Origin of the sequence: Colwellia sp. BRX8-4, from assembly GCF_014077345.1 — a bacterium.
Taxonomy (GTDB): Bacteria; Pseudomonadota; Gammaproteobacteria; order Enterobacterales; family Alteromonadaceae; genus Colwellia_A.
In genome coordinates, this window is the sequence record NZ_JACGVS010000002.1 from 169,223 (window position 1) to 185,728 (window position 16,506).

General features: G+C 38.6%; 10 protein-coding genes and 1 pseudogene. 1 reads left to right on the top strand and 10 read right to left on the bottom strand.

From position 1 onward, the window contains the following. Positions 1-93: 93 nt before the first annotated feature. The 4 genes from glsB to ltaE form a co-directional block, all read right to left on the bottom strand. Positions 94-1,026, bottom strand: a complete 933-nt coding sequence (glsB, locus tag H4J56_RS02580; RefSeq protein WP_182213398.1) for a glutaminase B — start codon at positions 1,024-1,026, stop codon at positions 94-96. A gap of 479 nt (positions 1,027-1,505) precedes the next feature. After that, positions 1,506-3,815, bottom strand: a complete 2,310-nt coding sequence (locus H4J56_RS02585) for an ATP-binding protein (protein WP_182213399.1) — start codon at positions 3,813-3,815, stop codon at positions 1,506-1,508. Positions 3,816-3,869: 54 nt separating this feature from the next. Further along, positions 3,870-5,132 (bottom strand): PotD/PotF family extracellular solute-binding protein, encoded by a 1,263-nt coding sequence (locus H4J56_RS02590; RefSeq protein WP_182213400.1) that lies wholly within the window; start codon positions 5,130-5,132, stop codon positions 3,870-3,872. A gap of 99 nt (positions 5,133-5,231) precedes the next feature. Further along, positions 5,232-6,251 (bottom strand): low-specificity L-threonine aldolase, encoded by a 1,020-nt coding sequence (ltaE, locus tag H4J56_RS02595; protein WP_182213401.1) that lies wholly within the window; start codon positions 6,249-6,251, stop codon positions 5,232-5,234. A gap of 268 nt (positions 6,252-6,519) precedes the next feature. Between ltaE and H4J56_RS02600 the strand changes: the two genes are divergently transcribed. Beyond that, complete coding sequence (locus H4J56_RS02600) at positions 6,520-8,034, top strand: leucyl aminopeptidase (RefSeq protein ID WP_404842389.1); 1,515 nt, start codon at positions 6,520-6,522, stop codon at positions 8,032-8,034. Positions 8,035-8,143: 109 nt separating this feature from the next. Here H4J56_RS02600 and H4J56_RS02605 read toward each other — a convergent pair whose 3' ends face one another. The 6 genes and pseudogenes from H4J56_RS02605 to H4J56_RS02630 all read right to left on the bottom strand — a co-directional run bounded on the left by H4J56_RS02605 (position 8,144) and on the right by H4J56_RS02630 (position 16,428). Then, complete coding sequence (locus tag H4J56_RS02605) at positions 8,144-8,845, bottom strand: VC0807 family protein (protein WP_182213403.1); 702 nt, start codon at positions 8,843-8,845, stop codon at positions 8,144-8,146. A 137-nt stretch (positions 8,846-8,982) separates the two neighbouring features. After that, entirely contained in the window at positions 8,983-11,673 is a 2,691-nt protein-coding gene (locus tag H4J56_RS02610) for a nitrate reductase (protein WP_182213404.1), read from the bottom strand. 97 nt (positions 11,674-11,770) lie between these two features. Further along, positions 11,771-13,225: pseudogene (nirB, locus tag H4J56_RS02615) on the bottom strand (nitrite reductase large subunit NirB); the annotation flags it as partial. Positions 13,226-13,341: 116 nt separating this feature from the next. After that, on the bottom strand, positions 13,342-14,526 hold the full coding sequence (locus tag H4J56_RS02620; RefSeq protein ID WP_182213406.1) for an alginate export family protein: 1,185 nt from the start codon (positions 14,524-14,526) through the stop codon (positions 13,342-13,344). A gap of 60 nt (positions 14,527-14,586) precedes the next feature. Further along, positions 14,587-15,447, bottom strand: a complete 861-nt coding sequence (locus H4J56_RS02625) for an ABC transporter ATP-binding protein (protein WP_182213408.1) — start codon at positions 15,445-15,447, stop codon at positions 14,587-14,589. A 24-nt stretch (positions 15,448-15,471) separates the two neighbouring features. Then, positions 15,472-16,428, bottom strand: a complete 957-nt coding sequence (locus H4J56_RS02630) for an ABC transporter permease (protein ID WP_259364858.1) — start codon at positions 16,426-16,428, stop codon at positions 15,472-15,474. Positions 16,429-16,506: the final 78 nt, after the last annotated feature.

The window sequence follows — 16,506 nt, forward strand, 5'->3', positions numbered from 1 at the left end:
ACAATAAGTGACTTTGAGCAGCCGTTTTTAACTAGAAACGTGCTGCTTTTAGTTAACCTAGGTATTTAAGACACAAATAGCTGATGCCAGCGATTAATGGTAAATAGACAAGCCTAATTCTTCTGCAATACCTTCTACTAACTTCATACCAACAACAGAATTACCAAAACTGTTTAACGGTGGGCTCCATGTACAGATCACGCCATAATTTGGCACGATAGCAATTAAACCACCACCCACACCACTTTTAGCTGGTAAACCGACAGAAAAAGCGAACTCACCAGATTGATCATACATACCACTGGTTGACAATATTGCATTAACGCGATGTGCATCTTTTGGACTACAAATAACCCGTTTCGTTAATGGGTCGACACCTTTGTTGGCTAAAAATAGTAAGCTTTGCGCGAGCTGCTCGCAACTCATGCTAATTGAACACTGAGTAAAATAATGGCTGAGTACATCTGGAATTTCGGCTTCAATATTACCAAAGCTTTTCATTAAGTAGGCTAGGGCGGCATTACGATTACCATGGGTGAATTCAGATTGATAAACTTCAAGGTCAACGCGAATGTCTTCATTATTTGCTAGCTTCCTAACAAAGCCTAAAAAAGCCAACTTACTTGCTGAGTAATGACTGGTTAATACGTCAGCCACTAATAAAGCACCCGCATTTATTACCGGATTTCTGGGGATACCTTTTTCCCACTCCAACTGAATAATAGAATTGAAAGGTTGACCTGAGGGCTCCATTCTTACGCGTTGCCACAAAGAATCACCTAGGCGATTCATCGCCATTACTAAACCAAATATTTTTGAAATACTTTGAATAGAAAAAGCGTGCTGATAATCACCGGCGCCAACTATTTTTCCGTCAATGGTCGCGACTGCTATGCCGGCAAAGTCGGCTTTTACACTAGCAAGAGCAGGAATATAATCGGCTACAGCACCCTCGACAAAGCTATCACGGTAAGAAAGCAGTAATGCGTTTAGCTTACCTTGTAAGTCAACTATGTTGTTTTTCATATAATGGCTCGATGTTAAAAGTGCAGAGGCGCTATTATGCACAAAATAAATGCGAGATGTTGCCTTAAAGAGACTTATTTAACGCTTTGATCTTAAATAAGTACTCAACAATTAATGAGCTAATCATGCACTTTAGCTTTTTCTTGAGTTTATAAAATATCAATAATCATTGATTATGGGCACAAGATTATTCATCTGTGCAATTTGAAAAAAATTTCATAATGCAACGTAAATTTAAAGATAAATAAGTGGTGTGAAAATAATAGAAAAATTATTTTTTATAATTTATTGGTTTTAATGGCCTTAGTGATATTACCCGCATTGAAATATCCTTTGCCGTTACTAAGCCAATAGCCACGGGGTAACTGAACCGTCAACATGGGGTATTTTGCTTTAGGCCTTGTCGTCCTAGTCACACGCCGATTTAACTTTTAGTATTGATGATTTTTATCGCATCATTAATACTAAAAGCCCTATTTTTATGATGTTTTATTATTTTTATTCATCCAAAACGTAAGTTTTTGGTGGAGTTTATTGATATCAATGGGTTTAGCCAGGTAGTCGTTCATACCGGCACTTAAACACCTTTCTTTATCTCCTTTCATCGCATTGGCAGTCATAGCGATAATCGCAATATCTTGGTGCGCTTTCCCTGCCTCTCCGGCTCGGATAGCTTTAGTTGTTTGATAGCCATCCATTTCAGGCATCTGACAGTCCATCAAAATTAAATCGTAACTAGACGAGTTTAGTTTTTCTAGCGCGTGAATACCATTTACGGCTATGTCGGCGCTTAACGTTAATTTGGTTAGAATTTTAGTGGCAACAATTTGATTTATTCTGTTGTCTTCCACCAAAAGTATTTTTTTAAAGGATAAGTTAACCGGGTTAATTGCGATGTCTGGCTCAGCACTGTCAGTAATATCATTTTCTGGTTTTTGATAAACTAAATAAAAGGAAAAGCAGCTACCTTTATTTAAGGTGCTTTTTATATCTATATCTCCGGACATAAGTTCACATAACTGTTTTACAATCGTTAAACCTAAACCTGTACCGCCATATTTTCGAGTGGTTGAATTATCAGCTTGAGAAAATGGAGTGAAAATATTCTGCTGCTGTTCTTCTGAAAGGCCTATACCTGTGTCACTGACTTTACACGAGAAGTTAAGTTGTTCTTTATTTATTTCTGTCAGTTCAACTTCAAGGTCAATAGTGCCTTGTTCAGTAAACTTAATGGCATTACTTAGCAGATTAATCAGTATTTGTTTAAGTCTTGTAGGATCGCCAATAACGGTCTTTTGTGAAAGTGACATCGACCTAATGTTAAGTACTAATGATTTTTTTTCAGCAAGTGCATTCATTATTATGACGACTTCGTTAATAATATCAGTGACATTAAAATGAATACTTTCTATTGCTAGTTTTCCTGATTCAATTTTAGAGTAGTCTAAAATACTATTAATTAAGGTCAACAATGATTCAGAGCTCGAATTTACCAAATTAATATATTCTTTTTGTTCATCGTTTAGTGGCGTGTTAGATAATAAACTCAGCATACCCACCACACCATTCATCGGTGTTCTAATTTCGTGACTCATATTTGCTAAAAACATGCTTTTTGCTTTAGTTGCCTGTTCAGCCCTTTTTTGTGATAGAACCAGCTGTTGATTTAATTGTTGTGACTGTAGTAATAAATCATTGGTTTGTTTGTTTTTTAATTGAAATATAGTCGCCGATTTCATTAGATGACCTATCTCATCTTTGCGATTAACGTTAAGTTCAAGCTTTTCATTAATTATTTTATTTTCAGCAAGTGCATTAAATACTTGAGTTACTTTTTCTATTGGAAATATAAGTCTTTTCAAAATATAGACAGTAATAAGACTGGTCAGGAAAATACCAAGAATAAACATAATATTGCCACGAATAACAGACTCTTCAACTAGGGTGTTCAGCTGAGCGTTACTTGAATCAAGATGGGTTAAAGCAACTTCACTTAAATTTTTTGCTAAATATAAAAATTCGTTAGCAGAGCCAGACATAACCACATTGACTAAGTAATTATAATTTCGGGTTACTTGCGTCAACAAATTAAAGTCACTAGATAAAGCGGTTAATGTTGAAGTAAAGCCATCGATATTGAGTGGCGCTGCGGTACTTTCTACTTGGCTAAAAATAGACTGAAAGTTGGTAATATTCTCAGTATTAGGTCGTATAAAATATTGATAAGCCGAAAGTTGTAAGGCCGAAGTCAGATCTGCAAGTTTCTTGGTTGTTACATGAGTCGTTTGAATAGATTGGTTAAGATGAATACCATTAGAGACCTCATCGGTGATGGTATTTAGATGGCTTAGGTGAGTTACTATGGTTTTATTAAATAATTCACTTTTTTTATCGATGAGTAAGACAACCGAATCAAAGTTTTCTCGATAAGCTTTTAAGTGATCACGCATACTCTCTATCGCGACTTGCTGATCGGTGCCAATGTTATTTTTTTCGATAAAGAGCGAGGTTATAGCTAATTTCCCTGTTACCGAACTCATCATGTCATTTAATCGTTTTAATACTGAAGAAGCTTGATTTTCTTTATAAATAAGCACATTGCGCTGTAAATCTAAAACATCTTTCTCTAATGCTTTAACCTGAACGACTCCATCAACTATTTCTTGATTAGAGGCTAAGCCCGTTACTAATCGTTTTTGGTTCTGATACGAAACAGTCTCTTGGCCGATAAAAAGTAAAATAATGAGGGCGAGCGAAAGCATCAATTGTGTTTTTAAACTTCGAAACATTACTGGCACCCTTGAGTTTGAATGCTTATTATATTGGCATAAAAATTTGATTGTTTAAGCATTAATAAATTCATACCACTTTTGCAGGCTATAGTCATAGGTTGGCATAACAGTATTCCAAACAGCAACATTGCTAAATCGTTTTTCATAACTGCCCCCGCGACGAATATTTCCTTTATAAACAGATACTTTATTATCAGTACCTTTTAAGTCGATCGCGGCGGGTTTTCCGTCATACCAGTAATCCCACTCTTGCGGAGAAAGGTAGCGAGCAGTACGCTCAGGGTTTGAAATATAATAGCCTTGTCTGGCAATGTAAGCACCTGGCCAACCAGACAGCCACCAATTCATATAATCATAGGCTGCGTCTTTTACCTTGCCAGTTGTCGCCTTAGATAAACACATGACTCCGTGCCAACCGCGATAACCCTCTTTAGGTGCTGCGTAAGTTACCGGTACATTCATGCCGTTTAGTGAGGCTACAGCAGGAGAAAACATGCTTTCTATCACCACACGACCCGATTTCATAAATTGAATCGACTCAGGCACCGAAGTCCATAAACCACTGAAGTGACCTGCTTGTTTCAAGCCTATTAATATACCAAAAAGTTTGTCTAATTCTGGCTTGGTCATGGCGCCAATATTATTAAATGACATTAGATTCTTAGCTTGTGCGGCGAGAGCTAAGTCAAAAAGACCTATGGTCGGCGCATTGATAATACCGACACGGCCACTGTATTTTTCATCTAATAGCCAGCCCCAACTTTCAGTCTCGTAAGGTATGCCTTTTTTAATAAAGTCAGTGTTGTAGCCAAAAGAGTCAACATTATGCACATAGGGTAAGAAACTTAAATCGTTGGTATGGTTTTCGCCTAATTGATTGTTTTTTTGTACGTGTAATATTTTATAAGGTGCATCGCCGTCACCGAGTTTCGCCGACTGCGTTATTTTTCCTGTTTTACTTAGGTTATTAATTTCATCCCAATGGGTTATTCTTCTTTTGTCTATCGATTGAATAGCACCAGAGCGCCAAAGCACATTAATACTGTTTGACCATTGCTCATAGAGATCAAATGACTGAGGAAACATTGACGCTTTTTGTAAAACTGCAGCGCTACCTTTAGGCTCAAATATCAAATTTATCCCTAGGTCTTCCATCGCTTTTTGTCGTAATTCTTCTTGTAATGTTACATGCGTACCCAAAATGCGTAAGGTCACCTTATTGCGCGCAAATACATAGGGCGCTTTGGCAATGGCTATGGTTGCCGCGCCGCCTAAGGCTATTTTCTTAATCACGCTTCTACGAGACTTATCCATTTGATTTTTCGCATATAATTTATTTGATATATCGAGTATAGATAATTAATCAAAATAATCTATTACGAATAGCACAATATTTACTTTTTAGTTAAAAATTTAAGCTACGCTCGTTAAGTGATTTTTTACCGCTGTAATAAAGCTATTAATATCTGCTTTACTAATATCTAAGTGAGTTACCAAACGCATGTTTTCACTGGGGGATATTAGAATTTTTTTTGTTTTTAGCGCGTTAGCCATGGTATTAATATCGATAGAACTGTCGACTTTTACAAAGACCATATTAGTGGTGACTTGCTCTACATTAACAGTAAACCCGCTTATTTTATTAAGTTGCTCTGCCAAGTAATAAGCATTTTCGTGGTCAACTTTAAGTTTTTCAACATTTTCGGTTAACGCTATTTTAGCTGCTGCACAGAGAATACCGGCTTGACGCATTCCGCCACCCAGTACTTTTCGCCATCTTCTTGCCTGCTTTATGATTTGCGTTGAACCTAGTAGTAATGAGCCAATTGGTGCGCCTAAGCCTTTAGATAAACAAATCGACATGCTATCAAAATATTGGGCTATCTCAGTGATATCTACGTCTAATGCGGTCGCAGCGTTATATACGCGCGCGCCATCTAAATGCAAACTTAATTGATGCTTATTAACAAACTCGCGCAGTTCTGCTAAATAGTGTAGCGGCAGTACTTTACCATTTATGGTATTTTCAATGCTAACCAGTTTTGTGTGAGCAAAATGTGAATCATCGGGTTTAATCGCTTGGGCAAGCTTAATTAAGCAAAGGGTGCCATCTTTCTCATTTTCTATCGGTTGCGGTTGAATTGAACCTAGTACTGCCGCGCCACCACCTTCAAATTTGTAGTTGTGGGCTTGTTGGCCACACAAATACTCGTCGCCTCGCTGACAGTGTGCCATTAAGGCGAGTAGATTTGCTTGTGTCCCTGAGCTACAAAAGAGTGCAGCATCAAAGCCATGACGTTTGGCAGACCATTGCTCTAATTCATTTACTGTTGGGTCGTCACCATAAACATCATCACCAACCTCTGCCTGCGACATTGCATTGCGCATTTTCAAGGAGGGTCTTGTTACGGTGTCAGAGCGAAAATCAATCATGTTAAATCCAAGTAAAATATTAATAGCAAGAAAGTATAAACGGTTATGCCGCCCTAAATATAGGTAATTAACACCATTTTAAAAAAGACATACATTGATAATTTTTTTTATTAAATACCAGATAAAAATCAATCATATTAATCTTTAATTGATCGCTATAAAATCCTATTTTATATGAATATTTTCCTTGGAATAGTCATTGAACTAATATGACTTTATTGTCGTATATCTTAATATTATTCTTATTATCCATTAAATAGAGGTTTTTATGTTGTTAAAACGTACCACCATCTCAGTTGTTTTAGGCGCTATGCTTGCTAGCACAACGGTATTGGCAGAAACAATAACTTTTGCAGATTCTGTTTCAACGGTTGCAGATACCTTAGTTATCTTTCACACAAAAGAGGGGAAAAATAGTGATTTCTCTGCATTCGATAAGGAAAGTCAAGGTCACTTAAGTAGAGCTGTGAAAGCAGAAGATTTCAGCAGTGAGTACGGTAGCTTTTTACAAGTTGTTGCACCTTATGGTTTACATTATGAGCGTGTGTTAATTGTTGGAACAGGCCCACAAGCACAACTGAGTAAAGATAAGTTGACCGCTTTGGGCGGTAACTTATTGGCTAAGTTAGACACTAAATTAACTCAGGTTATTAAAGTATCAACTGATGATTTAGTGTCTAGCAATACTGCCGCATCTTTATTGGCACATGGTGTAAGTTTACGTGCTCATCGTTTTGAGCAGTATCACAATGAAAAGCGTAGTGAAAAAACGTTTATGTTTGATGTTGAAAATGGCAAGCAAGCTCAAGCAGCGTATGCCCCATTAGCTAATATCGAGCAAGGTGTCTTTTTAGCGCGAGATTTAACCAGTGAAGTTCCCACTGAGATGACACCTGTTGCTTTTGCTAATGCGGCAAAAGAGTTAAAAAAACTCGGTGTTGAAATAAAAGTGTTAACGCCTAAACAGATTAAAAAATTAGGTATGGGAGCACTTGAGGCTGTTGGCCGTGGTAGTAAAGAAGGGTCACGTTTAGTTGTTGCCCATTATCAAGGTAACGATGAGGCACCGATCGCTTTAGTGGGAAAAGGTATTACCTTTGACTCTGGTGGCTATAGCATTAAAACCGGCGCATCTATTGCCCGAATGAAGTCGGATATGGCCGGTGCAGCTGCAGCGTTAGGGACTATTAAGGGACTTGCTTTAAATAAAGCTAAAGTGAATGTTGTTGCTGTCATGGGGATGGCGGCTAATATGGTCTCTCAATTTTCTATAGCACCCGGTGATGTTGTTAAAACAGCAGAAGGGCTAACGGTTGAGGTGGTTAATACAGATGCAGAAGGGCGCTTGGTTTTATCTGATGCACTCTGGTATGCGCGTCAATACTACAAGCCAGAAATTATGATAGATTTAGCCACTTTAACGGGCTCAAAAGTTCGAGCATTAGGTGATCGTTATGCTGGTTTATTCTCAGATGACGAAGCGTTAGTTACCGAATTAACCTTTGCAGGTAAACAAGTGAATGAAAATTTATGGCGATTACCGCTAGGGTATAAAGATATGCTTGAAACGGACATTGCTGATTTAAAGAATACCGGTTCAGGTGGGCCAGGTGCAACCACAGCAGCTAGTTTTCTCCAGCACTTTGTTGGCGATGTTCGATGGGCTCATCTTGATATTGCCGGTAATGCGCTTAGCAGTAAAGCAAAAGATGAAGTACCCACCGGCGGTACAGGTTTTGGGGTGAGGTTATTGTCTGAATGGTTAATGACTAAAGAAAAATAGTACAGGGTTATTAACTGAGCAATACAAAAATTGACTTTATTGAAAATAGACGGAGTAGGTCGAGGGTTAGCCACTTACATCCGTCTATAATTAATCGGTAGTTAGGAGGTTATTTCTCACCGTTTAATATTTTTTCTAACGTTAAATCTGTTAATTTCATGGTACTTTTTACCACATAGAACATAATTGCAATTAGCATCACCATTGAAGGTACGGCAATCACGGGATAACTTAACAGTGTCATTTCGCCAAGTTGCTCATTAAACTCTACTGTGCCAGCGGGGCTAATAACAATCCATTTAGCTAATAGGTAATTCATAGTGGCAGAAAAAACAAAGGTTGAAGCTAAAAGATGATTTGCCCACTGAATTCTTGCTTTAAACTGATCAGTTTTGTTTTTGCTTGCTAGCGTTTGATAGATTAAATCTAAATTAAATAACAGTGGATTTAACAATATTTTAGCAATTAAGGGTTTTCCCCAAAAACCAGATATCAGCACAACTATGCCGATAACAGATGGAATGGCAGCTTCTTTGATAGCGAGCCATTCAACGTCCAGTTCAAATAAACCTATGCCACCCGTTAACAAGGTACTGAAAAATCCTAATAAGGAAATAAAATTCATCGACTTGTTTTTAATAAAATCATACAAGCCATAACCGAGTGGAAACAATAAGGCAAAAATTAAGGCCGGTACAGTGCCTAAATACTCATCTGTCGAAAGTTTCATTAAAATAATCGATGGAATAGCAATATTATATAGGAGTTCTAAAAAGGTATTCGGGCGTTTAACAGGTGTTTGAATTGGCATTATATTTCATATTTAGGCACAACTGACCATCGCCAGTTTATTTAAGTCTGCCGACATTTTATCTAATAATAGCTAAAATGTCATATTATAATCTGCTAGTGCTCGCAAGCTTTACATTTACTGGCAAGCACTATCCATTATTCACTCCAAGTGCTGTTAATTAATGTGGCCTTATCGATGTGATGTTCACTAAGTAATGCAGCTAATTCTGATTTACATGAACCACAGTTTGTGCCACATTTTAACCCCTCTCCTAATTGTTCAACAGAACTACAGCCGCCTTTAATTGCGCCTACAATGTCTTTTTCACCAATATTAAAACAGCTGCAAATTTGTTTACCTTTGGAGAACTCTTCACTTGAAGTCCCTGCGAGTAAAGATTTAATATTAGCTTCGCTTAGAGATGACTGACCAAAAGCATAATTAAGCCATGCGCTTTCAATACGGGGCTGTGTTGTTGACACATAACACAAGAAAACTAATTTATTGGCTTGTAAGCAAATAATGTAAGAGGTGCCTGCTTGGCTAAATTGGTGCCACTCACCAGATATATGGCTGCTTGTTTGACACCAATTTAAAAGGTCACTTTCAAGTTCAATATTAGCAAATTGATAACTAAGGCCATAATGGGTGCGTGCTTTATTCCAAAAGTCATTACTCATTTGGCATTGCACGATAAATTCTTCGCTAAGATGAAGTTGACCAAACTGGACAAAGTCTGTTTTGCTTAATGCGATCGCGCCATGCTTCATTTCAGGTTGACCAGAAAACGGGTCGGTAATGCTCTCATATAAGTTGTTAACATTTGCGCTAGACGCAAATTGCTTATTCCAATGAATAGGCATAAAACATTCATTAGAACGCTGGTTTTTATCTAACTTTGCATGCACTTTTGCTTGCCCAGTGTTTGATGCAATATTGACTATCTCATCATCTACTATGCTTAATCTCGCCGCGTCATCAGGATTAATATAAAGGTAACATTTATCGGTATGAGCGGTGAGCTGAGGGGATTTGCCTGTTCGAGACATCGTATGCCATTGATCTCTTAATCGACCACTGTTTAACCTAAAGGGAAATTTAGCGGATAATTTTTGAGTTGGCTGGCGTGGCGTAATAGGAAAAAAGACAGCTTTACCTGAAGGGGTAGAAAAATTACCCTCTTCATAAACACGTTTTTTACCTTCAGGATAGGTATCATTAACTGGCCATTGTAGAGGCTTTAAACGGTTATACTGTTTTGGAGTAATGGCTGAAAATGCAGAGATATCAAAGACTCGTTTGCAATTGTTTTCAAAACCTGACAGTTGAGCGAACTCTCTAAATACCTCACTAACGTGTGAATAGTTAAAGCCTGAAAAACCCATGGCCGTGGCAACGTCCGCAATAATTTGCCAGTCGTGCTTTGCTTGTCCGCTCGGAGCTATAGCATTAGTTTGGCGCGAAATTCGGCGCTCTGAGTTGGTAACGGTACCGTTTTTTTCTAGCCATGGCGTTGCCGGTAGTTTTACATCAGCAAAGTCTAACGTATCATTGTTTTCAGCACAGTCTGAGACCACAACATATTCACATTTATTTAATGCTTGGGCTATTTTTTTAACGTTGGGCAAGCTTACCATCGGGTTAGTTGCCATTATCCAGACCGCTTTTATTTTACCTTCATCGATAGCGTCAAACAGATCAACCGCCTTATAACCTGCTTTAACAGCGATAGTGGGGGATTGCCAAAAACGTTGCACTGTTGAGCGGTGTTCAGGGTTTTCAATATCCATATGAGCGGCTAATTGATTAGACAAACCTCCCACTTCTCTACCGCCCATAGCGTTGGGTTGACCTGTGATAGAAAAAGGCCCACAACCGTCTTTGGCTATTTTTCCGGTGGCTAAATGACAATTAATAATGCTTTGACACTTATCAGTGCCTGAGTTTGACTGGTTGATGCCCATTGAATAAAAGCTGAGTACTTTTTCAGTGTCGGCAAATAATTGATAGACACTGGCAAGGGTTTGTTGGTCAAGATCGCAATAGGCTGATACTTCAGCGAGTGACCATTTTTTTGCTGCTAATAAAGCTTGTTCGAAACCTTGGGTATGCTGTGCAATATAGTCATTATTTAAGCCATTGTTAGCGCTTAAGTAGTTTAAAAGACCGTTAAAAAATGCGGCGTCAGTGCCTGGCTTTATCGGTAAAAAATAATCAGCTATTTGACAGGTTGCGGTTTTACGCGGGTCAATAACCACAATTTTCATCGCTGGATTACGTTTTTTAGCACGTTCAATACGTTGAAATAATACCGGATGGGTCCAAGCGGCATTAGAGCCGGTAACTAATAAAAGCTCTGTACTGTCTAAATCGTCATAGCTACATGGTACAACGTCCTCACCGAAACTGCGCTTATAAGCGGCAACCGCTGAAGACATGCAAAGGCGTGAATTGGTATCTATATTGGCTGAACCTATATAGCCTTTCATTAATTTATTCGCCAGATAATAATCTTCAGTCAGTAGCTGTCCTGAGACATAAAAAGCCACGGCATCAGCGCCATGCTCTTTAATAATTTGTGTAAATTTATCGGCAACATGATTTGTCGCTGTTGACCAATCAACCGTTTTATTATTTATTTGTGGCTCAAGTAAGCGGTTGGTTAAATCTGTGGTGGCTAATAAATTGGTACCTTTAACACACAGTTGTCCAAAGTTGGCTGGGTGCTCTATGGTGCCGACTAATGCACTGGCCTTGCCATTGTTAACCGTAATATCAATACCACAACCTACACCACAGTATGCACAAGTTGATTGAACAATATGTGATGATTGAGAACAACTCATAAAATTTACCTTTAAAACAGAGAATGATATACAGCCCGCTTTATATGGGATGTTTTGTTTATTTATTTATGTTCGAATTTTATTCGATGACATTTATACAAATATCTTGTTTAACTTTCACAGCACGGCTTGCAAATTCTGCCTCAGCCAGACTTTTCAATAAAGCGCTACAACCGCCACATCCGCTACTGGCTTTAGTACAAATTTTAATATCATCTAGGGTATAAGCTCCTTGATCGATTGAGCTGATAATATTGCTTTTTGTGACCTGATGACATGAACAAATAATCGCGCTATCAGGTAGTGCACCAACGTCTAATGTTGGCTTTTCACCTGATGAAGGCAATATCAGCGTTTCTGGTGATTCAGGTAAATCTATGGCATTAAGCATATATTGCAATAACGTGTCGTATTCACGGGTATCACCAATTAATACTGCGCCAAGCATTTTGCTTTTGTCACTAGAGATAACAATTTTCTTGTAAACGCCAGCCGGTTGATTTTGATAGGTATAGGTTATTGCCCCGGTTGTTTTTGCGTGAGCGTCACCTATTGAGCCTACTTCAACACCCATGAGTTTCAATTTGGTACTCATATCGGCACCGGTAAACAAGGTTTGTTCACCCATAATATGTTTTGCCGCCACTTTGGCCATCTGATAACCCGGCGCCACTAAACCAAAAATAAAGTTGTTCCAGAGGGCACATTCACCAATAGCATAGATATTTTCATCTGAGGTTTGGCAGTGGTTATTAATCACAATACCGCCTCGTTCCCCCATTTCAAGTGCGAATGATTTAGCTAGATTGTCATAAGGGCGAATACCAGCGGAGAATAAAATAAGGTCAGCTTCTAGCTCGGTATTATCACTAAAACAAAGCTTGTAACGACAGGTTTTGCCGTCTTCAATTACGCTGGTGGCTTTTGATGTATGCACCTCAACACCCAAAGCTTCAATTTTTTCTTTTAATAAGCGACCGCCACCAGCATCAATTTGCACCCCCATTAATTGTGGCGCAAATTCAACGACATGGGTTTTTAAGCCTAAGTGGCTTAGCGCATTTGCAGCTTCAAGGCCGAGTAAACCACCGCCGATAACCACCCCCACTTTACTGACCTTTGCGCTGGCCTGAATCTTATCTAAGTCATCTATGGTGCGATAAACCAAACAATGCTCGCGGTCTTTTCCTGGAATAGGCGGTACAAAAGGATAAGAGCCAGTGGCTAAGATGAGTTTGTCATAAGCGATAACTTGGCCGTTTTGCGTGACAACATGCTTATTGCTGCGGTCGATATCAACAACTTTGGCATTAGTTTGAAAATTTACCGTCCAATCTTGGTAAGTTTTTTCGTCAGCCATGGCCAGATCTGCCGCTGTTTTACCGCTAAAGTATGTTGAAAGGTGAACACGGTCATAAGCAAGGCGAGGCTCTGCTGACAAAACGGTTATCTCAATGGCTTGAGCAGCTGTGTTCATTTGAGCCAATTGCTCAACAAAATGGTGACCGACCATGCCGTTACCGACCACGACAACTTTTTGTTTCTCTATGATTTGTTGGTTACTTGAGCTAATTTTATTTACCTGCTGCAATAGTGATATGGGTTTACAATTTGTGATAACGCTTAACAAACCTGTAGAGCGTTATCATTATAAGTGTGTTTGGAGAGCTAAAAATTTGCACTTACCCAAAGCCAAATTTTATCTGTATCAACTTTACCTGCAGTAGAATCGCCTGCTGAGTAAGCCGCATATTTTAAGCCTGCCTTATAATTCTTAGCGAATTTTTTCGCGTAAACGGCATTAATTTCGCTGCCTAAATCATCAACCGTATTGGTTGATTCATCAGCAGAATAATCATGAATTGTCACTGTCCAACCGCCGCCGAATGCTTTACCTGACACAGAGGCATAAAGATCAACCAAGCCTTCTTTTGGTGTGCCTAAAAACTGATCTGTCCAACCATTGAATTTATGCAGTGTCGCCAGGGGTGTTGAAAACCCAACCATTGAATCATCACTGCCTAGAACTTCTGCACCTAATTTAAGAGTTACAGCATCAAAGCTATAGCCGCCTTCTATGGCCATATAGCTTGCAGAGTAGTCAGTTGCACCGCTTTCTGAATCTTGAGTAGCAAATTCGGCTGAATATGAAAACTTGTCTTTTTTACCGTTAAAACTCACCCCGAAAGTATCTAAGCTATTAGCTGTTCCTTCATCAACTTCTAAGAGATAGCTGTAAACGGTTAGTTTGCCATAACTCGTTTTGTAGGCGAGGTTAAGTAAATGGTCTTTTGCATTAAAATCTTTTTCATTGGAAAAAATACGATTACGTTTATTAATGTAGCTATAGCTCATTTTTACATTGTCTAATGCGTCATAAGTTATGGTCGCGGCATCAAATGTTTGTCTATCTTGACGCCATCCTACATGCCCAACATAACGATGATTATCTAAGGTCAGTACTTGGCGACCGACTTTAGCGGTGATCCCATCTTTTTTGTATTGCACATAAGCTTGGTCTAATTCAGTCGTTTCTGGATCGGCAATAACAGAATATTCAGTATTATTGCCCACGGCATCGTTATACCTGTTAATACCCGCTACTTGGCGTGAGTCTTCAAATTCAACAACTGCGGTAAAATTATTGTAGCTAGCACTGGTGTAATTTAGACGAGTTCTTAGCGTTAACGCTGAGGCATCTTTTTTGGTATTGTCTTGATCAACTTTTTCATATCGCAAGTTTAAATCTATACTGGCTTTAGCTTTAGTCTCGCTATTTGCGGTTGCTGAAGCACTGGCACTTGCTAACAAAACCACTGCCGTAATTTTTGAGAATGTATGAACGTTTTTCATGGTTTATCCCTTAAAGTTTTTTTAAATTATTTTTATAATTTTTCAATTTAGCGAAATGTATTAAGCAACACTGGACGTCTTTTGTTTTACTTGAGCTTTTTCAGTTGATTTAGCCGATTTAGCTGTGGGAATAACTTCAACCTTTCTTTGTTTTTCATACAAAAAAGTTAAAACAGCTGAGCGTAAACGGTTATATTCAACATCTTCTGCTAGCGCTAAACGGTTTCTTGGATGAGGTAAGTTGACGTCTAATATTTCGCCTATTGTCGCGGCTGGCCCGTTGGTCATCATGACAATGCGATCTGATAATAAAACAGCTTCATCTACGTCATGGGTGATCATGATGACGGTGTTGTTAAGCTTTTGCTGAATTTCCATTAATGAGTCTTGCATATGAGCTCGCGTTAAAGCGTCGAGCGCACCAAAAGGTTCATCCATCAAAAGTACTTCTGGTTTCATTGCTAAAGCTCTGGCAATACCAATACGTTGTTTCATACCGCCTGAAATTTCATCAGGACGCTTGTCTTTTGCATGATCCATATGAACTAAACGTAAGTTATGTTCGATCCATTCTTTCATTTCGCTTGAAGACATTTTATTTTTGAAGACTTGTTTTACCGCTAACTCAATATTTTGATAGGCGGTTAACCAAGGCAATAATGAATGGTTTTGAAAAACAACAGCACGTTCAGGGCCGGGTTCTGTTACTTCTTTGTTATTTAATAATACGCCACCTAATGTTGCTCTGTGCAAACAGGCAACAATATTCAATACGGTTGATTTACCACAACCTGAATGACCTATAAGTGAAATGAATTCACCTTTTTTTATTTGTAAATCAACACCCTTTAACGCGGTAAAATCACCTTTAGGGGTTGGAAATACCATATCTACTTTGCTGATGTCTAAAATAATGCTCATGTGATTTCCTTAATCCTATATTGGCTAAAGTTGTGCGCTTGATTTGTCCCAAGACAATATTCTTTGCAGTTGCAGCATGGTTCTATCAAGCATGTAGCCAATAAGGCCTATGGTTAATACTGCGGTCATAATGCGACTAAGAGATTGTGAGCTGCCGTTTTGGAATTCATCCCAAACGAACTTTCCTAACCCTGGATTTTGTGCCAGCATTTCAGCCGCAATAAGTACCATCCAAGCAATACCTAATGACATTCTCATGCCAGTAAAAATGGCAGGAATGGAAGCAGGTAAAACAATTTTTTGAATATGCACGTGTTTAGGCAGGCTTAATACTTTACTGACATTCACCCAGTCTTGATTTATTGAAGCCACACCAAAAGAAGTGTTGATGACCATAGGCCAAAGACTACATAAAGTTACTGTGATTAAAGAGGTGATAAAAGATTTAGCAAACATAGGATCAGGAGATACATAAAGTGCACTGACTACCATGGTTACTATCGGTAGCCAAGCCAAAGGAGATACGGGTTTAAAAATTTGTATAATAGGGTTTATTGCCGTATTTAAATTTTTACTTAAACCAATGGCAATACCTAAGGGAATAGCAACAACAGCAGCCACTAAAAAGCCACTAATTACCGTCACTAAACTGGTGAATATTTGGTCTAAAAATGTTTCTTTACCGGTATAAACTCGTATTTTAGCTTGATAGCTTGGATCTTTTGCCATTCGCACTTTATTTCGTTCGTCCTGGCGAATATAAAAAGCATCTTCTTTGGCGCGTTCAGCATTATGTTCATCAATTAAATTAACTACTTGAGTAGCCACTGCACTGGGGCCAGGGAATTTTCCGAGCGAAGTATCAATGCTACTTGCCGTAAACGACCATAGCAGCATAAAACAGAAGATACCGGCCATAGGTAATATCAACGCTTGTGCCTTTTCTGAAATAAAGGACCCGATTATTTTGTTATTGCTCATTGGCACAATACCTAATGTTTTTTTATTAATTACAGCAGTCATTTTTGCTCTCCTTTATGCGCTGCCAGTTAATGGACA

What these genes read in the sequence shown, in the direction of transcription:
- glsB (WP_182213398.1), bottom strand. Translation starts at nt 1,026, where the DNA reads ATGAAAAACAACATAGTTGACTTACAAGGTAAGCTAAACGCATTACTG.
- H4J56_RS02585 (WP_182213399.1), bottom strand. Translation starts at nt 3,815, where the DNA reads ATGTTTCGAAGTTTAAAAACACAATTGATGCTTTCGCTCGCCCTCATT.
- H4J56_RS02590 (WP_182213400.1), bottom strand. Translation starts at nt 5,132, where the DNA reads ATGGATAAGTCTCGTAGAAGCGTGATTAAGAAAATAGCCTTAGGCGGC.
- ltaE (WP_182213401.1), bottom strand. Translation starts at nt 6,251, where the DNA reads ATGATTGATTTTCGCTCTGACACCGTAACAAGACCCTCCTTGAAAATG.
- H4J56_RS02600 (WP_404842389.1), top strand. Translation starts at nt 6,520, where the DNA reads ATGTTGTTAAAACGTACCACCATCTCAGTTGTTTTAGGCGCTATGCTT.
- H4J56_RS02605 (WP_182213403.1), bottom strand. Translation starts at nt 8,845, where the DNA reads ATGCCAATTCAAACACCTGTTAAACGCCCGAATACCTTTTTAGAACTC.
- H4J56_RS02610 (WP_182213404.1), bottom strand. Translation starts at nt 11,673, where the DNA reads ATGAGTTGTTCTCAATCATCACATATTGTTCAATCAACTTGTGCATAC.
- H4J56_RS02620 (WP_182213406.1), bottom strand. Translation starts at nt 14,526, where the DNA reads ATGAAAAACGTTCATACATTCTCAAAAATTACGGCAGTGGTTTTGTTA.
- H4J56_RS02625 (WP_182213408.1), bottom strand. Translation starts at nt 15,447, where the DNA reads ATGAGCATTATTTTAGACATCAGCAAAGTAGATATGGTATTTCCAACC.
- H4J56_RS02630 (WP_259364858.1), bottom strand. Translation starts at nt 16,428, where the DNA reads ATGAGCAATAACAAAATAATCGGGTCCTTTATTTCAGAAAAGGCACAA.